The following is a 22488-nucleotide window of genomic DNA, read 5'->3' on the forward strand; positions in this document are numbered from 1 at the left end:
TGCCGGGTGTGGAATGGGAACATTCGCGGTAGCGACCGACGGAGACGCGTTGGATACTCGCCCGTCGGGCCCGGCGCGTTCACTTACAGCGAACTCGACGACCTCTCAGTCGGCCGCCCGCGGCGGCGCAGTGGTGCCACGCACGACCAGCGTCGGTTCCAGGATCACGTCCGCCGCGTGCGACGGTCCGTCGACAAGCATCTGCACGGCCAGATCGACGGCGTTGCGGGCGATCCCGGGTGCGTCCTGGTGGATGGTGGTCAGATCGATACGCGGATTCTCGGATAACCGGTTGTCGTCGTACCCCATCAGCGACACCTGGCCGGGCACGTCGACTCCGGCGCGGGTGAACACGTCGAGAATGCCGAAGGCGCAGCGATCGTTGCCGGCCAGTACCGCCGTCGGCAGTGTCGGCGCGTCCAACATCGCGCGCGCCGCCGTGGCGCCGGATTCTTCGTTGTGGGCACCGACGGTCACCGCGATGTCGTCGGACAGGCCGTGGGCGCGCATCGCGGCCTTGTAGGCCCGCAACCGCTCACCGGCGCCGGGATCCTTCCCGCCGCCGACATGATGGATCCGCCGGTGTCCCAGGCCCACGAGGTAGTCGACCGCCTGCCGAATTCCCTTGGTGTCGTTGGTCCGCACCGTGGCCAGTGGCGTCACGTGGTCCAGCACCGTCAGGCGACGACAGGCCACCACGACCGGCACACGTTCGGCGACCTTGCGGTAGAAATCCTGATCGGACTTCGGGCCGAGCAGGATCAACGCTCCGCAGCGATGGCTCAGCAGCGATTCGACCACCGTTTCCTCGGTGCGGCCGGGCAGGTTCGCCGAGAGCAGGACCTCGTAGCCGAGGTGTTCGGCAGCCGGATAGATGTCGGTGACCAGCTCCGCCTCGAACAGCTGGCGGATGTCGCTCATGACGCCCAGGGTTCGGCTGCGGCCTTGGGCAAGGAGCCGCGCGGCCGAATCGGGGCGGTAGCCGATCTCCTCGGCGATCGCCAGTACTCGCTGCTTGGTCTCCTCGCTGGCACCCGGCTTGCCGTCGAGGATGAACGACACCAACGTGCGTGACACCCCTGCCCGCTCCGCGACGTCGGCCATCGTGGGCCGGCGCGGTGCGGCGCTCGGGCGACGCCGACGAGGTGTGGTCACGGCGAGGATCCCTCCAGATGAGTGACGGTTGACACGGTAGCGAGGCGAGTTCATAGTAGACCTCACGCGCGTTACTAACGCGCGTTAGTCGCAGAAGCGAGGTACCGGTGTCCGCCCGAACCCAGCCCGATCCGTCGGGGCGTTTCCTGACCAAGCTCACCGTGATCGCCACCCTGGGCGGGCTGCTGTTCGGCTACGACACCGGCGTCATCTCCGGCGCCCTGCTCTACATGAAGGACGACCTCGCGCTCTCGGCGTTCGGTGAGGCCACGGTGGTCAGCTCCCTGTTGTTCCCGGGGGCCGCCTTCGGTGCGCTGTTCGGCGGCCGGGTTGCCGATCGGGTCGGTCGCAAGCGCACGCTGCTGATCTGCGCGGGACTGTTTCTCATCGGCGCCATCGGATGTGCGCTCGCACCCAACGTCCAGATCATGGTCGCCGCCCGCATCGTTCTGGGTCTCGGCGTGGGTGCTGCCGCCGTGACGTGCCCGCTGTACCTCGCCGAGATGGCGCCCGCCGAGCGACGCGGCCGGATGGTCACCATCAACGAGTTGATGATCGTCACCGGTCAGATGCTGGCCTTCGCCACCAACGCGCTTCTCGACCAACTCATCCGCGACGCGCACGTGTGGCGCACCATGCTCGCCGTGGCCGCCGTCCCCGCGGTGGCCCTGCTGATCGGCATGCTCATCCTGCCCGACTCGCCGCGCTGGTATGCCCTCAAGGGCCGGCTGCCCGAGGCGCGGAATGTGTTGTCCCTGAGCCGCACTCCGCGCGACGCCAAGACCGAGTTCGCGGTTGTCGTCGAGCACACCAACCACATGCTCAAGACAAAGAGCGCCCCCTTCTCGGTGATCCGCGACGTTCCATGGATCAGGCGCGTCGTCCTGATCGGGTGCGGGCTGGCCATCGTTCAGCAGGCCACCGGTATCAACACGGTGAACTACTACGCGCCGACGATCCTCGAGCAGAGTGGCCTTGGCGTCAGCGCAGCGTTGGTGGCCACCATCGCCGTCGGCGTGACGTCGGTGATCACCACGGTCATCGGGATCATCCTGCTCGGCTACATCGGCAGGCGAACCATGCTGCTCATCGGGTTCGCCGGCGTCGCAGGTTCCCAGGCCGCGCTGGCCGCCGCATTCCTGTTGCCCGAGAACACCACCCGCAGCTACGTGATCCTCGGCGCCATGGTGCTCTTCGTCGGCTTCGTGCAGATGTTCATCGGCACCTGCGTATGGCTGCTGCTGTCGGAGATCTTCCCGCTGTCGGTGCGCGGCTTCGCGATGGGGATCGCCGTGTTCGTGCTGTGGTGCACCAACGCGATCATCTCCTTCCTGTTCCCCCTGTTGAACAACGCGCTCGGCTCCACCGGCACGTTCGCGCTGTTCGTCCTCGTCAACATCGGCTCCTGGTTGTTCGTGCACCGTCTGGTACCGGAGACCAAGGGCACTTCGCTTGAGGAGCTCGAAGAGCGACTCGAAGCCGAAGGGTCCACTGCCCTCACCGAAAGGACTTCTATATGAGCACCATTCGCGTCGGATCCGCCCCCGATTCGTGGGGCGTGTGGTTCCCCGATGATCCGCAACAGACACCGTACGCGCGCTTTCTCGACGAAGTCGCGGCGTCGGGCTACGAGTGGATCGAGCTCGGGCCGTTCGGCTACCTGCCGACGGACCCGCAGCTGTTGTCCGACGAGCTGGCCTCACGCGGGCTGAAGCTGTCGGCGGGAACGGTATTCGAGCACCTGCACCAGGATGACGCTTGGGATGCCGTGTGGACGCAGATCGAGGACGTCGCGCGGCTGACAGCCGCCGTCGGCGGCAGGCACGTCGTCGTCATCCCGGAGATGTGGCGCGACCCGTCCACCGGCGCCGTGCTGGAGGACCGCAACCTCACCGTCGAGCAGTGGCGCAGAAAGACCCGGGGCATGAACGATCTCGGCAAGGCGATGTTCGAGAGGTACGGTTTACGTGCGCAATACCATCCGCACGCCGATAGCCACGTCGATACCGAGGAGAACGTCTACCGGTTCCTCGACGGCACCGACGGGGAGTTCGTGAATCTGTGCCTGGACACCGGGCACATCAGCTACTGCGGCGGCGACAACATCGCCATCATCCGGCGCGCCCCGGAGCGCATCGGCTATCTGCACCTCAAGCAGGTCGATCCGGAGGTACGTGACAAGGTCGAGGCGCAGGACCTGCCGTTCGGCGAGGCCGTCAAGCTCGGCGCTATGACCGAACCGCCCTTGGGCATCCCGGACATGCCGCCGTTGCTGGCCGAGGTCGAGAAGCTCGGCATCGACGTGTTCGCGATCGTCGAGCAGGACATGTATCCCTGCGCGGTCGACGCCCCCCTGCCCATCGCCCGACGGACCCGGAAGTACCTGGGGTCCTGCGGCATCCCGTCCGTCACGTTCAGCTAGTCGGCCTTGGTTCGAAGGAGAAGAAAGCCTTGTCCGACTTGAGAATCGCCGTCCTGGGTGTCGGAATGATGGGTGCCGACCACGCCGCGCGCATCGAGGCGCGGATCTCCGGTGCGAGAGTCGCCGTGGTCAACGACTACGTGACCGAGAAGGCCGAGCAGATTGCCGCGGAAATCCCCGGCTGCCGTGCCATCGGTGACCCGCTCGACGCGATCGCCGATACAGACGTCGACGCCGTGGTGCTCTCGACGCCGGGTCCCACCCACGAGATTCAGCTGCTCGCCTGCCTGGAGCACGGCAAGCCGGTGTTGTGCGAGAAGCCGCTGACGAACGATGTGACAACGTCTTTGGACGTGGTCAGGCGCGAGGCTGAACTCGGCAAGCGGCTGATCCAGGTCGGCTTCATGCGTCGCTTCGATCACGAGTACGCCGGCCTGAAGGCGTTGCTTGACTCAGGCGACCTCGGTCGCCCGCTCGTGCTGCACTGCGCACACCGCAACCCGGCCGTCCCACCGTCGTTCGACAGTGCGATGATCGTGCGCGACTCGCTGGTCCACGAGGTGGACGTCACGCGTTTCCTCTTCGACGAGGAGATCATCTCCATCCAGATCGTCAAGCCGTCGGCAAATTCCGGTGCACCGCAGGGGCTCGCCGATCCTCAGATCGCGATCCTGCGGACCGCATCTGGCAAGCACGTCGACGTCGAACTCTTCGTGACCACGGGTGTGGCGTACGAGGTCCGCACCGAGGTCGTCGCCGAAAAGGGCAGCGCGATAATCGGTCTGGACGTCGGTCTGGTACGCAGGAACGCACCGGGCACCTGGGGCGGGACCATCGCGCCGAGCTTCAAAGAACGGTTCGGCCAGGCGTACGATACCGAATTCCAGCGATGGGTCGACGCCGTCCGAGGCGGAGCCCGTACCGGAAATTACACCGACGGGCCTGGCGCCTGGGACGGGTATGCCGCCGCCGCTGTGTGTGAGGCCGGTGTCGAGTCGCTCACCAGCGGCCTGCCGGTTGCGGTGACCATGGTCGACCGTACATCGATCCTGGGGGCGTGACCATGAAAATCGCGCTGGATCCGACGCCGTTTCACCACGATCACTCGCTGCTCGAACTGCCCGCTGTGGTAGCCGATCTCGGTTACGAGTACCTCCAGCTGACACCGCATCGGGACTTCATCCCGTTCTTCAACCATCCGCGTGCAGATGACGCGTTGGTGGCCAAGTTCCGTGCCGCGTGCGCTGACGCCGGCGTCGGCATCGCGTCGGTGCTGCCCGTACTGCGGTGGTCGGGCCCCGACGAGGACGCCCGTGAAGCCGCGGTACGCAACTGGAAGCGCGTCGTGCAGATCACCGTCGACCTCGGGGTCAACGTGATCAACACCGAGTTCTCGGGGCGCCCGGAGAAGGCCGAGGAATCGGAGCGCTGCTTCTTCCGGTCGATGGAGGAACTGGTGCCGCTCTTCGAGCGCGAGGGCATCGACGTGCGCATCGATCCGCACCCCGACGATTTCGTCGAAGACGGCATGGAGGCGCTGCGGATCATCCGTGGGGTGAACTCGTCCAATATCGGGATGGTGTTCGTGGCATGCCATTCGTTCCACATGGGTGGCTCGGTGGCCGAGATCATGGCAGCGGCAGGGGAGCGGCTGCGGCTGGTCCATGTGGCCGACACGATGGATCATCACCGATCGCATGGGTTGCGCTACATCACCAATCCGCCGGGTAATCCGGTGCGGGTGCACCAGCATCTCAAGATCGGTGACGGCGACGTCGACTGGGATGAGTTCTTCGGCGGACTGGCAAGGCTCGGCTTCTATGACCGCGACGACACCGTGATGGTCTCCAGCGTCTTCGCCGAAGACGAAACCGCCCATGAGGTCTCGCGCTACCAACTCAAAACCATGACCGACTACATCACCAAACACCGGTTCGTCGAACGGTAGGGGTACGCGGCAGAGCGTCGAATGCGGGCAGGGAATACCGTTTCGACGCTACCGGGAAGCGGCGACGAGGGCGTCGATGAACTCGGCGACCAGCAGGTCGGCATCAGTACGGAAGAGAGCGCTCATCGCGATGGTCAACGGCGTCTGCACCCGCACCGTCTGGATCCCGTCCTGCCGGGCCGCCGAACTCTCGGGCACCAGCGCGACGCCGAGGCCGGCTGCGACCATCGTCAGCTGACTGCTGATCGACAGGGCGGTATGTCGCGCAACCGGGCTGAATCCGGCGTTGCGGCAACAGGATGCGACCTGATCGTGATAGTCGGGCGTCCCGGAACGCGGAATCCATACCCACGGCAGATCCGCGGCGGAGGCGAGATCAGTGTGGACGGCGCGCGGCAGTTCCCAGCCGGCGGGCGCGGCAAGCACGAACGGCTCGCTCGTCAACGTGACGTGGCGGAGCCATGGCCGGGCGGGGCCGTGCCGCACCACCGCGATATCGATCTCCCTGCGCTGCAACAACTCTGATCCCAGATGTGTGTCCACCTCGCGGACGCTGACCTCGACGCCAGGATGTGATCGCGAATGCGCCGCAAACGCCGTCGGCAGTACGTGGGTGAAAGCAGTTGTCACAGCGCCGATACGAAGCTCGCCCAGCTGACCTTCGGCAGCCAGTCGGGCCGCGGACTCGGCGTCCCCGGCGGCGGCGACGAGCTTTCGGCATCTGTCGAGGAACACCGTGCCTGCCGAGGTGAGCGCCACGTGCCGAGTCGTCCGGTTCAGGAGCAGCACGTCGAGGCGTTTCTCGATCGCCTTCACCGCCGACGACAGAGGAGGCTGTGACATCTGCAAGCGCTCGGCAGCCCTGCCGAAATTGAGCTCCTCCGCCACGGCGATGAAGTAGCGCGCCTCCCTGACCTCGATCATTAAAAGCCATTCCCTATAACTGAAAGACCTGATTCGACCTTCACACGATAAATCATCTTGGGTGCAATGGTCGGGTGCTGACGATCTCCGCTCCCACACTGCGTGGCGAGCGGCGTCTCGTGGTGACGCTGTGGTGTGCGGGTCTGGCTGCGTTCGCCGCGATGTACGCACCACAGGGACTGCTCCCGCTGATCGCCCGGGACATGTCGGTCGAGGCATCCCAGGCAGCGCTGCTGATCTCGGCCGCCACGCTGGGCCTCGCTGTGTCGGTGTTGCCCTGGTCGTGGGCGGCGGACCGGGTGGGGCTGCGAACGGCAATGCGCGCGGCCGCCGGTGCGGCGGCGGTGTGCGCTGTCGTGGTGCCTTTCCTGCCGACCTTCGAGCTGCTGCTCGCCGGCCGGCTGGTGCACGGTGTCGCGCTCGGTGGCATCCCGGCGCTGGCGATGACGTTGGCGCACGACCTCGTCAGCCCGGCTCGGGCTGCGACGGTGACCGGCAGCTATGTGGCTGCCACCTCCCTGGGTGGTCTCGGTGGCCGCATGTTCGCAGTGCCGGCTGCTGACCAGTTAGGTTGGCGGACAGGACTTCTCGTTCTCGATGCCACCGTCGCCGTACTGATGGTCGCAATGATCGGCCTGCTCCCGCGGCCGGGCGTACGGCGCCCCGCCCGCGGCGCGGCGCCTGCGCTGATCTTGCATCTGCGCAACCCCGGAATCTGGCCGATTCTTGTCGTCGGCATGCTCCTGTCCGGTGCCGTGATGACGGTGTTCAACTATCTACCGTTCCGGCTCGCCGGTGCCCCGTACGGTCTTGCTCCCGCCGCGATCTCGCTGGTCTTCCTGACCTATCTGGGTGGTACCGCGGGCTCTCGCGCCGCCGGATGGCTCGGTGGTCGCTTCGGCGCACCCGCTGTGCTCGGTACGGCCGGCCTGGCGATCGCGCTCGGCGCTGCGGTGACGCTGTCCGGTCCTCTCGTGGCGATCGTCGCCGGGGTGGCCGTGCTGACCACCGCGTTCTTCGTCGGGCACGCCGTGGCCTCCAGCATGGTGGCCGCGCGTGCCGAGTGCGGGCGCTCTCAGGCCACCGCGCTGTACACGATCGGCTACTACACAGGCTCCAGTGTGTTCGGGTGGCTCGGCGGAGTGGCCTGGTCGGGCGGGCGGTGGCTGGCCGTCGCGGCGCTGGTCGGGGGCCTCGGCGTCGCTGCGTCGATCTGCGCCGCGGTCGCGAAGACGCCGCGACATGCCGACGGTCCGCGCAGCCCGCACAGGCCATCGAGTCACCTCTACGATCCACGGTGTTGACACCAGACGAAAGCACAACGCCCCGGAACGCCGGCGCCTGTTGTGTGACGCCGCGATCGCTCTGCTGGCCGAAGACGGTCCCCACGGTCTGAGCCACCTCAAAGTGGATCACCGGGCCGCGGTACCCGCAGGCACGACGTCGTTCTACTACCGCACCAGGGCGGCGCTCCTGCACGGCGTCGCCGATCAACTGACCCGCTATGACGCGGAGGCCTTCACGCAGGCCTGTAAAGACGTGACCCACGGTAGCGAAGCCGCCATCGCGGGAACGCTGGCGGACCAGATCCTGTCCATTCGCACGGAACCGCAGCAGTCGCGTATGCGCGCCCGCCTGGCATTGACCATGCCGGCCAGGCGTGACGCGGATCTTGTGATGGGCTTTCAGCAGTTGGATGAGAGATTCCGGGCGTTGGCCGAGCGTGTGGTGATCGCCACCCAGACCGCCGGCGGGGCGCCGCTGGACCGCGCGCTGTGTGACGAGCAGGCATCGGTGCTGCTGGCCTTCCTCGGGGGTCTGGCAGTCTCTTTCCTCCACGACTCGCCCCGCCAGGTGAGCAGGGACGATCTCCGGCGGCAGATTCGGGCGGTGATCATCGGGGTGGCCGCTGAGCGTGAGTCCACCGGAGAGGGGAGGCGGGCACAGATCCCCGTCACCCAGTAAGGTTGCCCTAACTAAGGCCGCACTTACCCGTGGCGCCTGGAAAGGGCTGGCTCCGCCGATGTCTGACAGTGAACCGTTTGCGCTGGTCCTGGGATTTGCGACGGAGACCGGCAACTCCACGATGGTCGCCAAGAAGTTCGCGCAGGCCGCGCGTGGTGTAGGCATCGACGTCGAGCCGCAGTACCTCAACGATCTCAACGTGCAGTCGCTGCTGGAGGCGACCCACTTCGTGGTGATCACCGCGACCTACGGCGAAGGGGAGATGCCCTACGACGCCGAGGTCTTCTGGGAAGAGCTCAGCGCCGACGGTGCCGAACGCCTCGACCACCTGACCTTCGCGGTCTGCGGCCTGGGCGACAGCTACTACCCCGATTTCTGCAACGCGGGCAAGGTCATCGACGCCCGCCTCGACGAGCTCGGCGCGACCCGGCTGATGGACCGGGTCGACTGCGACCTCGAGTTCGAGGAGCCCTCCGAGGCGTGGACCGCCGCCCTCGTCGCGCTCCTGGCGCCGCTGACCTCGTCGGCACTGCCTGCTGAAGGTCCCGAATTGACTCCGGTACAGCAAGATTCGCCGTGGGACCGCAGGAATCCGTACGAGGCGCGCGTCGTGGCGAACCGGTCCCTGATCGCGGTGGGCTCCGGTAAGTCGGTTCGGCACTACGAGATCGATCTCGGCGACAGCGGCATCACCTACCAGGCGGGCGACTCGCTCGGTGTCCATCCACGCAACGATCCCGCACTCGTCGACGCCGTGCTGGCCAGGCTCGGAGTGGACGCCGATCAGGTTGTGTCAGAGAGAGAACAGCCACTCGGCACGCTGCTCGCCGACCACCTCGAGCTGCGGGTTCCTAGCGGAGCGCTGCAAAGCCTCGTGGCAACGCGAACCACCGATGCCGACGCGGCGGCCGTCCTGAGCGGAGCCGATTCGGCCGCCCTGACGGCGTGGCTGCACGGACGTGACGTACTCGACCTGCTCGAGCTGGCGGATCTCGGCGTCGACGAGGTGGTGGCCACGCTGCGACCCCTGCAGCATCGCGATTATTCGATCGCGTCCAGTCCGCTGGCCCATCCCGCGCACATCCACCTGACCGTCGCCACGGTGGAGTACGAAGCCCGCGGGCGGGCGCACCGCGGCGCCGCATCCGGCTTCCTCGCAGACAGGGCCGAGACGGTGCGAATCCACTTGGCACCCAACGACACATTCCGTCTGCCGGCTCCGGATGTGCCCATCATCATGATCGGTCCCGGCACCGGCATCGCGCCGTTCCGGGCCTTCCTGCAGGAGCGCCAACTCACCGGGGCGACGGGCAGGTCCTGGCTGTTCTTCGGCGATCGGCACCGTGCCACCGACTTCCTCTACGGCGACGACCTCGTCGGTTTCCGAGAGGCCGGGGTGCTGACTCGGTTGAACTGCGCCTTCTCCCGCGATCAGGAATCCAAAGACTATGTCCAGCACCATCTGGTGGCCAACGCCGGGCAGGTATACGCCTGGCTGGAAGACGGGGCGTACGTCTACGTCTGCGGCGACGCCGACCACATGGCTAGAGACGTCCACCGCGCGCTACACGAGATCGTATCCACCGCAGGGGGATTGAACGACGACGGCGCCCACGACTACGTCAACAACCTCATCACCACACATCGCTATCTCCGCGACGTGTACTGAGGCCGGGAGTGCGTCACGCTCCGATGACCGACTCCAGCGGTGCGCGCGCGAAGTAGACCGCGAACCCGGCGGCCACGATCCACAGCAGCGGGCTGACCTCGCGGGCCTTGCCTGCGGCCGTGCGCATCACGACCCAGGCGATGAAACCCACGCCGATACCGTTGGCGATCGAGTAGCTGAACGGCATGACCGCGACCGTCAGCACGACGGGCAACGCCACCGAGAACTCGGCCAGGTCGATGTGGCGCAGGTGCGACACCATCATGGCGCCGACCACCACCAGAGCAGCGGCAGCCACCTCCGTCGGGACCACCGAAGCCAGCGGTGAGATGAACATGGCGGCCAGGAACAGCACACCGGTCACCACGTTGGCCAGCCCCGTCCGCGCACCCTCCTCGATACCCGCGCCCGACTCGATGAAGACCGTGTTCGACGACGACGACGTCGCACCGCCGACGACCGCGCCCGCGCCCTCGACCACCAGCGCCGCCCGCAGCCTCGGGAACGTGCCCCGGTCGTCGGCGAGGCCCGCTTCGCGGGACAGACCCGTCATCGTGCCCATGGCGTCGAAGAAGTTGGCGAACACGAGTGTGAACACCAGCATCACCGCCGCGAGGACGCCGATCCGGCTGAAGCTGTTCAGGCTGAACTCGCCGACCAGCGACAGATCGGGCAGTGAGAACGGCGAACCCGACAGGGACGGCACCGAAAGACTCCATCCGCCGGGATTTTCGGTAGCCGATCCCAGATGCCAGATCGCCTCGATCACGACGGCGATCACGGTGCCGACCACCAGCCCGATCAGAATGCCGCCGCGAACTTTCCTGGCCACCAGGATGGCGGTGAGCAGCAAGGTGAAGACGAACACCAGCGTCGGCACGGTGCTGATGGAACCGAGCCCGCCCGTGCCAAGGCCCACCGGCGGCGACGGAACACCGGTCGAGGCGATGAATCCCGCATCCACCAGACCGATGAACAGGATGAAGAGCCCGATGCCCGCGGTGATCGCGAGCTTGAGCTGCATCGGCACCGCGTCGAACACCATGCGACGCAGACCCGTCACCGCGAGCAGGACGATGATGATGCCGTTGATGACGACCAGGCCCATGGCTTCGGCCCACGTCAGCGTGCCGACCACGGTGGTGGCGAGGAACGAGTTGATGCCCAGGCCCGCGGCGAGGGCGAACGGTAGCCGGGCGATCAGGCCGAACAGGATCGTCATGACGCCCGCGGCCAGCGAAGTGGTCGCCGACACCTGCGCGAAGTCCAGCGTGTTGCCGCTGACGTCCGCCGAACCCGACAGGATGATCGGGTTCAGCACGATGATGTATGCCATCGCGATGAAGGTGACGACACCACCGCGGATTTCGGTGCCCAGGGTCGACTGGCGGGCCGTGATCTCGAAGAAGCGGTCCACTGGATTCACGTTGCGGCCTGCCTAGTAGCGCGGCGCCGGTGGCGGTGGGGGCGGTACCGGCATGCACAGCCCCGTTTGGGTGTCGAGGTACTTACCGGGCAGGCAGAACGGTGAGCACCCGTAGATGACGCCGGTCTGTCCGGCCGGGCACTGCGCGGTGGAGGTGGGCGGCGAGGTGTTCACGGCAGCCAGCAGCGGGCCCGCGACGGCGGCGGCGGCGATGGCCGACGCACCGATGAAGCGCGAGATAGGTTGTGTCACTTCGTTCCCCCTCAAGTCGGAATCCCGGTGGCCACGCGTGGTGCATCTCTGTCCGGCGCGACGTCGAGCACGAACCGGGCCACCTGGGTGCGGTGCTGTTCGGCGTTGCCCAGCAGTGCGGCATCGGTGTAGGCCCGCTTGTAGTACAGGTGGGCCTGATGCTCCCAGGTGAATCCGATACCACCGTGTACCTGGATGGCGTCGGAGGCAACCCGAACGCCCGCTGCCGAGCAGGTCGCCTGCGCGATGCTGACCGCCAGCGCCGGATCGTCGGGCACCTCGAGGCGGTGTGCCAGCGCCCACACGGCGTGATAGGCCGATGATCTGGCGTGTTCGATCGCGACCAGGTCATCGGCCAGGCGGTGCTTGACCGCCTGGAAAGAACCGATCGGTCTGCCGAACTGCAGTCGAGCCTTGGCGTAGTCGACCGTCAGGTCGAGCAGGTGCTGGGCGGCGCCCACCTGCTCGACTGCCAGCAGTGCGCCCCCGACCTGCAGCGCGTGCGTGATCACCCGCTCCGCCTCGTCAGGGCCTGCGATCAGCTGCGCCGCCGCGCCAACCAGACCGACGGTGGCCTGCGGTCGGGTCAGGTCCAGTGTGCCCAGTGAAATACGTTGCACGCCAACGCTATCGGCGTCAACCGCAAACAGGCCGAGACCGTCGGGGCCGGTAGCGGCCACCAGGATCACGTCCGCGGCCCCGGCGTCGACGACCCGCTCCACGGTGCCGTTGAGAGTCCACTCGCCGCCGGTGTCGACCGCTTCCACGGCCACAGCTGCCGGATCGAACGCACCTGCGTCGTCGGCGACCGCGAACGCGGCGGTACGGGTGCCGTCGAGCAGCTGAGCCAGTAGTGCGCTGCGCGCAGGGCTTTGCGAGGAGGCGACGAGCGCCGGGATCGCGAGGTACACGGTGCCGAACAGCGGGCCGCAGGCCAGCACGGCGCCGAGCTCCTCGACCGCGACTGCCTGGTCGATCAGGGTGCCGCCCACGCCGCCGTCGGCCTCGGGCACCGACATGCCCAGCACGCCCAACTCCGAGCCGAGCCGCGCCCAGACCTTCGGGTCGAACGGCGGGTGGGACTCCATCCACCTGCGGACCGCGCTCTCATCGACGTGGTCGGCGCAGAACTTGCGTACCGCCGCGCGCAGCTGTGCCTGCTCCTCGGTGAACACGAATTCCTGATCCGCAAGCTCCTCAGCGGTGCCCATGGGCTGATCCGCAAGCTCCTCAGCGGTGCCCATGGGCTGATCCGCAAGCTCCTCAGCGGTGCCCATGGGCTGATCCGCAAGCTCCTCAGCCACGCGGGATCTCCTTCCACGCCATCCCGGCATCCGCCCTCAGATCCCCGGGCAGACCGAGCACCCGCTCGGCGAGAATATTGCGCATCACTTCGGACGTCCCGCCTTCGATGGTGTTGGCTCGGCTGCGCAGGAACCGCTGCTGGATCGGACCGCGCCAATCCCCGCCGTCGGCGTCCGCGCCTCGCATTCCGTAGCCGTCGTAGAGGATCCCCTCCGGACCGAGCAGGTCCATGCAGAACTCATAGATGTGCTGGTTCAGCTCGGCGCCCACCAACTTGCCGATCGAGGCTTCCGGACCGGGTCCGCCGACGGTCGCCGAGGCCCTGGACCGCTCGGAGGTCAGCCGCTGCGCTTCGGCGCGCAGCCACAGGCTGGTCAGCCGATCGCGCAGCACCGGGGTGTGCAGATCGGGGCGCGACGCCCACAGCGCGACGGCGTCGGAAATGGTGCCCGCGCCGCGCCTGTTGCCACTGCCGCCCAGCGCGCTGCGTTCGTTCATCAACGTCGTCATCGCCACTCGCCAGCCGTCGCCGACACCGCCGAGCCGGAAGGTGTCCGGGATGCGCGCGTCGGTCATGTAGACCTCGTTGAACTCGGCATGACCGGTCAACTGGCGCAGCGGCCGGGTCTGCACGCCCTCGCCGTGCATGTCGATCACGAAGTAGGTCAGGCCTTTGTGCTTGGCCACGCCCGGATCGGTGCGGGCGAGCAGGAGCCCCCACTTGGCGCGATGGGCCAGGCTGGTCCAGACCTTCTGCCCGTTGACCACCCAGGAATCGCCGTCGAGCACCGCCGACGTGGCCAGGCCGGCAAGGTCCGAGCCTGCACCCGGCTCGGAGAACAGCTGGCACCAGATGTCCTCGGTGGTGGCCAGCGGCCGCAGGAGTTGCTTGCGCACGTCGTCGGTCTGGGCGTGCTCGCGCACAGTGGGCGCGGCCATGCCGTACCCCATCGGATTCAGGCCGAGAGGGACCGGGCCGCCGGCACCCTGCAGTATCCGGTCGGCGACGGCCTGCAGTCCGCGGGACACCCCGAGGCCGCCGAATCCTTCGGGGAAATGCACCCACGACAGACCCGCGTCAAAACAGGCGCCCAGAAATTCAGGGATCGGGACCGACTTCGGGTCGTGCGTCTGGACTACCCGTCGTGCGGCGTCGGCGATCCGGTCGGCATCGGCATCAGTGCCCATAGCTGCAGACTAAAGCAGCGCCCGGGGCGGCCGACGGTCAACTCGACAGTCGGTGTGCCTGTGAGGTCAGGCGGGAAGAGCGAGGTGCTGGTGGTGCGCCCTATGGCGACGCTGAAGCAGGAACCGGAGCCAGCGAACATCAAGCAACACGGGGGATCCTTACGCAGACTTGGTGAGCAGGGGGAGCAGCTGACGGCGGGCGACCATCGCATCGGCGAAATGGTTGAGCGCCTCGGGGACCGAACCGGCCCCGTCGAACTCGATACCGGCGTCATGGAGTGTCTGCTCGACCGCACGGCTGGCGATCAGCGACCACTCGACACCGGCGGCGGAGCAGAGGTCGTCGATGGTGAACAGCAGCGAAATGGCTTCCTCGGTAAAGGAATCGACGTCGGTGAGGTCCAGGACGAAGGGCTTCTCCGCGAGGATGAACCGATCGATGTACCGGGCCGCCCGTTCGACGTTGACCACGTCGAGGTGGCCCGCGATGGTCACGACGGTGGCCAGTTGACGGCAGTGCGCCCGAATGCCGGCACCGTCGCAGTGGAACGTCGGATTACCGTACATTGCAGCCTCCCTCGATCTCGTGCCTTCACGACCCGTCTGTTCGGGGTCACACAAGCCAAGTTAGTGAGCCAATTTAAGGCCGCTGGGTGTAACGACTAATACTTCGGTAAGAACCTGGAGCGGAATCGGACAGCAAACCCGCCGGTAACTCTGCGGTCAATCCCTGCGTTGCTGCTGCGATCCGGTGTAGTTCACCCAGGGGTTGTAGTCGGCCAGCAGGTCCTCCTGAGGCGGGCGAGCATCCTCGGCGACGTGCTGCAGGTTGACCCGAATCCGGTACCAGATGGAGCTGGGCCCGCGCATACCGTCGACGAGAACATCTGCGGGCGCCAGCTTTTCGGCTGCAGCCGGGTACTTGTCACGCCACTGCGCCAGTGCGGCCAGTGCCTCGTCCTTGGTCTTGGTCCTGGCTATCTCGATCAACGGCATGATCGATTGCCGTCGCCCGTCGGCAGACTTGGCGGCGCCCCGTGGCGCCTTTTCTGCGGGCCCCAGCCGGTCCGCGAGGTCGAGGAGCGCCTCCAGACCGCCGACTGCGTCGTCCATGCCCTCCCACGGGTCGCCGTGCTCGGCGAAGCGGCGCGGCACGGTCGCCACGGTGAACTCCTCGGGCCGGCACCCGGCCACCTCGTCCCAGAACAGCGGCGTCGACACCCGCGCATCCGGGGTGGCACGCACCGAGTACGCCGAGGCGACGGTGCGGTCCTTGGCGTTCTGGTTGAAGTCGACGAACACGCCGTGGCGTTCCTCCTTCCACCAGCGTGCGGTCGCCGACTCCGGTGCCCGGCGTTCCACTTCACGTGCAACCGCCTCGGCCGCCAGCCGGACGAGCTTGAACGGCCAGCGCGGGTGGATGCGCGCATAGATGTGGAAGCCGCGTGAGCCTGACGTCTTGGGCCACGCCACCAGACCGTGGTCTTCGAGCACCTCCCTTGCGACGAAGGCGACGTCGAGGATCTGGCGCCACCCGACCCCCGGCATCGGATCCAGGTCGACTCGCAATTCGTCGGGGTGCTCGAGGTCGCCGGAGCGGACCGGGTGTGGATTGAGGTCGACGCAGCCGAGGTTGACCGCCCACACCAGACCTCCGGCGTCGTGCAGCACCGCTTCTTTGGCCGAGGTCCCGGACGCATATTTGAGCTCGGCGACAGAGACGAAGTCAGGACGTTTCTCCGGGGCCCGCTTCTGGAAGACGGCTTCCTCGGAGATGCCCTTCACAAATCGCTTCAGGATCATCGGACGGTCGTAGACCCCACGCAGGGCACCGTCGGCCACCGAGGCGTAGTAGTGGATCAGGTCGAGTTTGGTGAGTCCGAGATCGCCGAAGATCACCTTGTCCGGGTTGGTGATCGGCACCTGCTGTCCGGCGATCTCATAGGACTCGCGCGCGGCCATTCCTTCATCGTATGTTCCAGGCCACACTGCGACCGCCGTCACATAAGGTTGACGCATGTCCAAGCTCAGCGATCTTCCGTTGCAGGCGCTCGCCAAGGTTCAGGAGTCGGTCGGCAAGACCGCCGTCAAGTACTGGGAGCGTGGCTCGGCCGAGCTGCACTATGCCCGCAAGATGTTCGAAGCGGGCGCGCTGAAACTGGAGCCGCCCCAAGACATCGCCGCGTTCTTCGCCGACATTCGCCGCTGGGGTGAGATCGGCATGATCCCCACGCTCAATGCCCGTCGGTACCCGACCAGCCTCGCCGTCATCGACGACTTCGGCGAGATGACGTTCGCCGAACTCGACGCCGCGGTCAACGCCGTCGCCAACGGCCTGCTCGCTAAGGGCGTCAAGGGCGGCGACGGGGTGGCCATCCTGGCCAGAAACCATCGCTGGTTCCTGGTGTCGGTATACGCCACCGCGAAGATCGGTGCCCGCATCATCCTGCTCAACAGCGAGTTCTCCGGCCCGCAGATCAAAGAGGTCTCGGAGCGCGAGGGCGCCAAACTCATCATCTTCGACGACGAATACACCGGTGCCGTCGCGCAGGCCGATCCCGAACTCGGCAAGCTGCGCGCCCTCGGCGTCAACCCAGACAAGGACGAGCCGTCGGGCAGCACCGACGAAACCCTCGAGGAACTGATCGCCCGCACCAGTGCCGCCCCGCCGCCGAAGGCCACCAAGCACTCGTCCATCATCATCCTGACCAGTGGCACCACCGGAACGCCCAAGGGCGCCAACCGCAGTGCCCCGCCGTCGCTCGCCCCCATCGGCGGCGTGCTGTCGTCGGTGCCGTTCAAAGCAAACGAGGTGACCTCGCTGCCCGCGCCGATGTTCCACGCGCTGGGCTTCCTGCACGGCACCATCGCGATGATGCTCGGCTCGACGCTGGTGCTGCGCCGCAAGTTCAAGCCGGCGACGGTGCTGGCCGACATCGAGAAGCACAAGGCCACCGCGATCGTCGTCGTCCCCGTGATGCTGTCGCGCATGCTCGACGAACTCGACAAGACCTCACCCAAGCCCAACCTGTCGTCGCTGCGCATCGTGTTCGTCTCCGGCTCGCAACTCGGTGCCGAGCTGGCCACCAGGGCGCTGAAGGAACTGGGCCCCGTCGTGTACAACCTCTACGGGTCGACCGAGGTGGCATTCGCGAGTATTGCTGGGCCCAAACACCTTTCGATCGATCCCTCGACCGTCGGTCCGGTCGTCAAGGGCATGAAGGTCCGGATCCTCGACGACAACGGCCAGGACGTGCCCCGCGGACAGGTCGGCCGGATTTTCGTCGGCAACTTCTTCCCGTTCGAGGGGTACACCGGCGGTGGAGGTAAGCAGATCATCGACGGTCTGCTGTCGTCCGGCGACGTCGGCTACTTCGACGAGAATGATCTGCTCTACGTCAGCGGGCGTGACGACGAGATGATCGTCTCCGGCGGCGAGAACGTCTTCCCGGCCGAGGTCGAGGATCTGGTCAGTGGCCATCCCGAGGTCGTGGAGGCCACCGCGCTGGGTGTCGAGGACAAGGAGTGGGGCCACCGGCTGCGCTGCTTCGTCGTCAAGGTCGAGGGTGCGACGGTCGACGAGGACGCCATCAAGGCCTACGTGCGCGAGAACCTGGCGCGCTACAAGGTGCCGCGCGAAGTCATCTTCATCGACGAGCTGCCGCGCAACCCCACGGGCAAGATCCTCAAGCGGGAGTTGCGGGAGATGGAACCGGACACCGGCAAGGAATAGCCTGCCCCGCGCGGTGGCGCCGAAACTGAACTTATGACCGAGATTCGGCGAGAATCTCGAACACAAGTTCAGACTCGACGGACGGCACGCAGGAATAGCGTGCCCCGCGCGGTGGTAGTACCTCTGCGTGAACATCGATCTGACCGGAAAGACCGCGCTCGTCACCGGCTCGACGCAGGGCATCGGCCTGGCCATCGCGCAAGGGCTCGCCTCGAGTGGCGCGCGCGTCATCGTCAACGGGCGGGACCGTAAGCGGGTCGACGATGCCGTCGCGACCGTGGACGGCGACGTCCGCGGGGTCGCCGCCGACGTGACCACCGCCGACGGTGTCGACGCGCTGCTCGCGGAGTTTCCCGCTGTGGACATCCTGGTGAACAACCTCGGGATCTTCGGTGCGGTGCCGGCCCTCGAGATCACCGACGAGCAGTGGCGCACCTACTTCGAGGTCAACGTCCTGGCCGCGGCCCGACTCATCCGTGCGTATCTGCCCGGCATGGTGGACCGGCATTGGGGCCGGGTGCTGCAGATCGCCAGCGACTCCGCGGTGGTCACCCCGGTGGAGATGATCCACTACGGGGTGTCCAAGACCGCTTTGCTCGCGCTGTCGCGCGGGTTCGCCAAGGACGCCGCAGGCACCGGTGTCACCGTCAACTCGGTGATCGCGGGACCGACCCACACCGCCGGTGTCGAGGACTTCGTCTACCAATTGGTGGACAGCGACCTGCCGTGGGAGAAAGCGCAGCGCGAATTCATGCGGTTGCACCGCCCGCAGTCACTGATCCAGCGGCTGATCGAGCCCGAGGAGATCGCGAACATGGTCACCTACCTCGCGTCGCCGCTGGCGTCGGCGACGACGGGTGGTGCGCTGCGGGTCGACGGCGGATACGTCGACGCGATCCTGCCGTAGCCCCTACTCGACGCCGCCGACCATGAACGCTGACCCCGGGATGGCCAGCGCGACCAGCATCAGTAACAGCAGAAACCAGCCCACGCCCTGCCAGGGGAACCACCCGCCGCCGGCCTTCCAGACGCGGTACGCCTGCACCAGTGCCCCGACACCACCGATGAACAGCACCGCGGGCACGAGAACGGCGGCGTACACCGAGTCCCGGGCGCCGAACGCGTAGAGCGCGAACGCCAGCGCGGCCACCGCGACGACGATCGACGCGTAGAGCGCGGCGGCCCGGAACGCGCCGGGCTTGTCGAATCGCTTCTCGGTGAAGTCACGATCGTTGGTCATGATCGGGGAGTTCCCGCGAATGTGGGCGGTAACCCGGTCAGCTCTCGCGCACGATCGCTTCTGCGACCCGCCGTCCGCTGACCAGGGCTCCCTGGATCGACGCGGTGTCGCGGTGATCGCCGCACACCCAGAGGCCTGTCGGCGTGCGGACCGACCGGCGGACCCGCAACGGTGGAGGTTGTTGGGGCAGAGCATCGGGAATCACGTGACGGATCACCGGCGACCACCCGGTCGCGTCGGCACCCAGGATGTCGGCGGCGTGCGCCCGGGTTTCGGTCTCCGACGGGGTCCGCCGGTCTGCCCCGACCAGTGCCGACGCGGCGATGAGATGGCGTCCCGCGGGCGCGTAGCTGGGTGCCGCGCGGCTGATGACCGCGGTGTTGACCACCGGCCCGGGCATTGTCGAGCGGCCGTCGACCCAGAGCATGCCGGGCCCGGGAGGCACGCTGTCGGCGGCCCACCAGTCGGTGACCACCCCCTTCATCGCCGGCGGCGGCGCATCGGTCAGCGCCGCGGCCGTCCGCGGGTCGGTGGCGACGACGACGTGGCGGGCGTGCACGGTCTCGTCACCGGTGGTGACCGTCCAGCCCTGTCCGTCACGGGTCACGGCGGACACCCTGCGGTGCAGGACGATTCGATCCAGGACCGGCGCGGCGAGCAGTTCCGGCAACGCCTGCATACCCGCTACCGGCAGGCCGGGGACACCGAGTGCGAACATCCGGGCCAGCAGCAGCGTGAACGCATTGGACGTCGAGCCGTGATCCTCGAGCAGCACACCGGCCAGAAAACGTTGCACCACGGTGCGTGCGAGGCCGCGGACGCGAGCCCGGTCCAGCGCCTCCGTCAGCGACACGTCGTGCTCGGCTGCCTTCAGCGCCCCGGGCCTCAGGGCAGGCGCCGCCCAGCGACCGAGCGACAGTGCGTCACGCGGACCCAGACCTCCACCGAGCAGCATTCGCGGCAGGCGCTGCGGGCTGCGCAGCGGATGCACCCAGACGGCCGGGCCTTCGCTGCGACGAATGGCGACCCCGGCCTCGAAGGGTTGTAGGTGCAGTGCTGAAACATCAACGGCCCGTTGAAGTTCCGGGTACGCCGGATTGAGGATCTGGAAGCCGCGGTCACACCGGAATCCGTCGACGACGTCGGTCTGGACGCGTCCGCCCACCCGGTCACCGGCCTCCCAGACGAGCACCGACAGTCCACTCGCCGCCAGCACCGACGCACACCGCAGACCCGCCAACCCTGCTCCGACGATGAGCACGTCGCAGTCGTCACCAGGCCGGACACTCATGGACCACTTGTACCCGGGCCCTCGCGCGGCACCGGTGTCGGCGGGGAAACGTCACAGATCGGTAAGCGGCGAGGGGCTGCTGGGCGGGAAGCACTGTTCGCCATCCGGATAATGGCGGGTGTGGATGTATCTGCGGTGGTCTGGGCTGTCACGTGTGCTGTCGTGATCGGATTGTTCGTCTTCGATTTCGTCACCAACGCTCGGGTGCCGCACGCGCCCTCGTTCAAGGAATCGGCGGCGTGGTCGGCCATCTACATTGCGCTGGCGATACTGTTCGGCCTGTTTGTGATGTGGCAGTGGGGCAGCGGCTACGGCGGTGAGTACTTCGCCGGCTACGTGACCGAGAAGGCGCTGTCGGTCGACAACCTGTTCGTGTTCACCATCATCATGAGTTCGTTCGCGGTGCCCCGGGAGCACCAGCAGCGGGTGCTGCTGATCGGCATCGTGATGGCACTCGCCATGCGGGCGGTCTTCATCTTCATCGGTGCGGCCGCCATCAACGCGTTCAGCTGGGTCTTCTACCTGTTCGGCATCTTCCTCATCCTCACCGCGGTCAAGCTCGCCCGCGAGGGCGGACACGAGGAGGAACACGAGAAGGAACGCGACAGCCGGATCATCGCGCTGGCCAAACGGTTCCTGCCCACCACCGATGAGTTCGACGGCGCCAAGCTGACCACCAAGATCGACGGCAAACGGTTCGTCACCCCGATGCTGCTGGCGCTGGTGGCGATCGGGTTCACCGACATCCTGTTCGCCCTCGACTCGATCCCCGCCATCTACGGCCTCACCCAGGAGCCCTATATCGTGTTCGCGGCCAACGCGTTCGCGCTGATGGGTCTGCGCCAGCTGTACTTCCTGATCGGTGGTCTGCTGGACCGCCTCGTCTACCTGTCGTTCGGGCTGGCGTTCATCCTGGCCTTCATCGGGGTGAAGCTGGTGCTGCACGCGCTGCACGAGAACACCCTGCCGTTCGTCAACGGGGGCGAGCATGTCGCGGTACCGGAGATCTCCACCGCGCTGTCGCTGTCGGTCATCGGCGCCACCCTGGTGATCACCACGGTGGCGAGCCTGATCAGGACACGGGGCCGATCGCCCGCAGCGTGAACGTACGCACCCGTCCCGCGGTGACGGCGCGGCATTGCGAGAACAGCGGTTCCGACATCGTCTCGTCCAGTAGAACCTCGATGGGCGCATCGTCGGCGCTCAGCACCACCCGGACCACGCCCTCGCCGGGTTCGACGGCCAACGGGTGCAACGCGTCGATGCGGTCGTCGCCGTAGGCCCGGCGGGCGAAATGTTGGGCGGCCTGCACGGCGTGGGGTACCGACGTCCGGCCGCGCAGGAAGCGGTCATCGAGCCGCCCGTCGAGGTACCGCCGGACCAGTCCGGCGGCGTCGGCGTGGTCGACGCGGCCGTAGCACAGACCCTCGGGCAGGATGAGCATCGTCGCGGCGAACCGGTCCCCGCCCAGATGTGAGCATTCCCAGGTGAATTCGGGGTAGGCGGTGGCGATCGCGTCGGCCGCCGCGCGTCCGCGCACCGCGCAGCACTGGTCGTGCCTGCCGTGTGCGCAGATCGCCACCAGGGGATCGGCGGACCGGCTGCCGTCGCTCCCATCGAGGGCCAGATCCAGGTAATCCCGTGCGTCGCCGACCTCGCCGTGAAACAGGGCGTGACGTCCCACGTCCGATTTCGCGACGAACCACCGCCAGCGCGGTGTCTCCGGACGACGTCCGTGCCGCCGGATCGCGGCGATGCGCATCCCCGCGGACTCGGCGCGGCGGACGATCGCACGCCCGAGTGCAGGGTCGATCGCTCCCGGCGACTGCAGAAACGCCGACGGCCCCCAGCCGCCGCACACCTCGAGCAGCAGCCAGGACGACCCTGCCGACGCGGTGCCGTACATCGGCTCGTCCCGCGCCAGCGACTGGTCGCTGCAGGGCGGGCGCTTGGCAAGCGTCACCCGGTCA

The 22488-nt window shown here is 67.2% G+C and carries 21 protein-coding genes; 10 read left to right on the forward strand and 11 right to left on the reverse strand.

All coding sequences use genetic code 11. From position 1 onward, the window contains the following. Nucleotides 1-105: 105 nt before the first annotated feature. The gene (locus EL337_RS01685) at nt 106-1104 is read right to left on the reverse strand and encodes a LacI family DNA-binding transcriptional regulator (protein ID WP_053086836.1); all 999 of its coding nucleotides are present in this window, start codon (nt 1102-1104) and stop codon (nt 106-108) included. A gap of 158 nt (nt 1105-1262) precedes the next feature. Here EL337_RS01685 and EL337_RS01690 point away from each other — a divergent pair, with 158 nt between their 5' ends. The 4 genes from EL337_RS01690 to EL337_RS01705 all read left to right on the forward strand — a co-directional run bounded on the left by EL337_RS01690 (nt 1263) and on the right by EL337_RS01705 (nt 5525). Continuing rightward, a complete protein-coding gene (locus tag EL337_RS01690) occupies nt 1263-2675 on the forward strand; it encodes a sugar porter family MFS transporter (RefSeq protein WP_048632503.1) in 1413 nt (470 codons plus the stop codon). Next, nucleotides 2672-3577 carry a sugar phosphate isomerase/epimerase family protein gene (locus EL337_RS01695; RefSeq protein WP_048632502.1) on the forward strand — a complete coding sequence of 302 codons (906 nt, stop codon included), beginning with the start codon at nt 2672-2674 and terminating at the stop codon, nt 3575-3577. The genes EL337_RS01690 and EL337_RS01695 overlap by 4 nt, the downstream gene beginning before the upstream one ends. A 65-nt stretch (nt 3578-3642) precedes the next feature. Next, a complete protein-coding gene (locus tag EL337_RS01700) occupies nt 3643-4638 on the forward strand; it encodes a Gfo/Idh/MocA family protein (RefSeq protein WP_232786801.1) in 996 nt (331 codons plus the stop codon). Nucleotides 4639-4640: 2 nt separating this feature from the next. After that, the gene (locus EL337_RS01705; protein ID WP_048632501.1) at nt 4641-5525 is read left to right on the forward strand and encodes a sugar phosphate isomerase/epimerase family protein; all 885 of its coding nucleotides are present in this window, start codon (nt 4641-4643) and stop codon (nt 5523-5525) included. A gap of 48 nt (nt 5526-5573) precedes the next feature. Here the strand turns inward: EL337_RS01705 and EL337_RS01710 are convergent, their stop codons facing one another. Further along, entirely contained in the window at nt 5574-6449 is an 876-nt protein-coding gene (locus EL337_RS01710; RefSeq protein ID WP_048632500.1) for a LysR substrate-binding domain-containing protein, read from the reverse strand. A 74-nt stretch (nt 6450-6523) separates the two neighbouring features. Between EL337_RS01710 and EL337_RS01715 the strand changes: the two genes are divergently transcribed. Genes EL337_RS01715 through EL337_RS01725 form a run of 3 tightly spaced genes read left to right on the forward strand, consistent with a single transcriptional unit; the run spans nt 6524 to nt 10083 of the window. Continuing rightward, the gene (locus tag EL337_RS01715; RefSeq protein WP_053086835.1) at nt 6524-7753 is read left to right on the forward strand and encodes an MFS transporter; all 1230 of its coding nucleotides are present in this window, start codon (nt 6524-6526) and stop codon (nt 7751-7753) included. A 40-nt stretch (nt 7754-7793) separates the two neighbouring features. Beyond that, entirely contained in the window at nt 7794-8414 is a 621-nt protein-coding gene (locus EL337_RS01720; RefSeq protein ID WP_232786796.1) for a TetR/AcrR family transcriptional regulator, read from the forward strand. A gap of 58 nt (nt 8415-8472) precedes the next feature. Beyond that, nucleotides 8473-10083 (forward strand): diflavin oxidoreductase, encoded by a 1611-nt coding sequence (locus EL337_RS01725; RefSeq protein ID WP_048632499.1) that lies wholly within the window; start codon nt 8473-8475, stop codon nt 10081-10083. A gap of 13 nt (nt 10084-10096) precedes the next feature. On the opposite strand, the gene EL337_RS01730 is transcribed toward EL337_RS01725, so the two are convergent. The 6 genes from EL337_RS01730 to EL337_RS01755 all read right to left on the reverse strand — a co-directional run bounded on the left by EL337_RS01730 (nt 10097) and on the right by EL337_RS01755 (nt 16216). Next, a complete protein-coding gene (locus tag EL337_RS01730) occupies nt 10097-11509 on the reverse strand; it encodes an NCS2 family permease (protein ID WP_048632498.1) in 1413 nt (470 codons plus the stop codon). Between the two features lie 12 nt (nt 11510-11521). Next, the gene (locus tag EL337_RS01735; RefSeq protein WP_048632497.1) at nt 11522-11761 is read right to left on the reverse strand and encodes a hypothetical protein; all 240 of its coding nucleotides are present in this window, start codon (nt 11759-11761) and stop codon (nt 11522-11524) included. 11 nt (nt 11762-11772) lie between these two features. Further along, nucleotides 11773-12972 (reverse strand): acyl-CoA dehydrogenase family protein, encoded by a 1200-nt coding sequence (locus tag EL337_RS01740; protein ID WP_048632627.1) that lies wholly within the window; start codon nt 12970-12972, stop codon nt 11773-11775. Nucleotides 12973-13057: 85 nt separating this feature from the next. Continuing rightward, nucleotides 13058-14254, reverse strand: a complete 1197-nt coding sequence (locus EL337_RS01745; protein ID WP_048632496.1) for an acyl-CoA dehydrogenase family protein — start codon at nt 14252-14254, stop codon at nt 13058-13060. 159 nt (nt 14255-14413) lie between these two features. Further along, nucleotides 14414-14821: an STAS domain-containing protein gene (locus EL337_RS01750; RefSeq protein ID WP_048632495.1), complete on the reverse strand. Its 408-nt coding sequence runs from the start codon at nt 14819-14821 to the stop codon at nt 14414-14416. Between the two features lie 156 nt (nt 14822-14977). After that, nucleotides 14978-16216 carry a DNA polymerase domain-containing protein gene (locus tag EL337_RS01755; protein ID WP_048632494.1) on the reverse strand — a complete coding sequence of 413 codons (1239 nt, stop codon included), beginning with the start codon at nt 16214-16216 and terminating at the stop codon, nt 14978-14980. Nucleotides 16217-16271: 55 nt separating this feature from the next. Between EL337_RS01755 and fadD2 the strand changes: the two genes are divergently transcribed. Together fadD2 and EL337_RS01765 are read left to right on the forward strand one after the other, a co-directional pair. Then, nucleotides 16272-17987 (forward strand): long-chain-fatty-acid--CoA ligase FadD2, encoded by a 1716-nt coding sequence (gene fadD2, locus EL337_RS01760; RefSeq protein WP_048632493.1) that lies wholly within the window; start codon nt 16272-16274, stop codon nt 17985-17987. A gap of 127 nt (nt 17988-18114) precedes the next feature. Beyond that, the gene (locus EL337_RS01765) at nt 18115-18894 is read left to right on the forward strand and encodes an SDR family NAD(P)-dependent oxidoreductase (protein ID WP_048632492.1); all 780 of its coding nucleotides are present in this window, start codon (nt 18115-18117) and stop codon (nt 18892-18894) included. Between the two features lie 3 nt (nt 18895-18897). Here the strand turns inward: EL337_RS01765 and EL337_RS01770 are convergent, their stop codons facing one another. Both EL337_RS01770 and EL337_RS01775 read right to left on the reverse strand, forming a co-directional pair. After that, nucleotides 18898-19227 carry a hypothetical protein gene (locus tag EL337_RS01770; protein WP_048632491.1) on the reverse strand — a complete coding sequence of 110 codons (330 nt, stop codon included), beginning with the start codon at nt 19225-19227 and terminating at the stop codon, nt 18898-18900. 37 nt (nt 19228-19264) lie between these two features. Next, nucleotides 19265-20518: a protoporphyrinogen/coproporphyrinogen oxidase gene (locus tag EL337_RS01775; protein WP_048632490.1), complete on the reverse strand. Its 1254-nt coding sequence runs from the start codon at nt 20516-20518 to the stop codon at nt 19265-19267. Between the two features lie 120 nt (nt 20519-20638). Here EL337_RS01775 and EL337_RS01780 point away from each other — a divergent pair, with 120 nt between their 5' ends. Then, on the forward strand, nt 20639-21622 hold the full coding sequence (locus tag EL337_RS01780) for a TerC family protein (protein WP_048632626.1): 984 nt from the start codon (nt 20639-20641) through the stop codon (nt 21620-21622). On the opposite strand, the gene EL337_RS01785 is transcribed toward EL337_RS01780, so the two are convergent. Next, entirely contained in the window at nt 21591-22481 is an 891-nt protein-coding gene (locus EL337_RS01785) for a ferredoxin family protein (RefSeq protein ID WP_048632489.1), read from the reverse strand. The genes EL337_RS01780 and EL337_RS01785 overlap by 32 nt on opposite strands. Between the last annotated feature and the right edge of the window lie 7 nt (nt 22482-22488).

It is taken from the genome of Mycolicibacterium aurum (genome assembly GCF_900637195.1).
GTDB lineage: Bacteria > Actinomycetota > Actinomycetes > Mycobacteriales > Mycobacteriaceae > Mycobacterium > Mycobacterium aurum.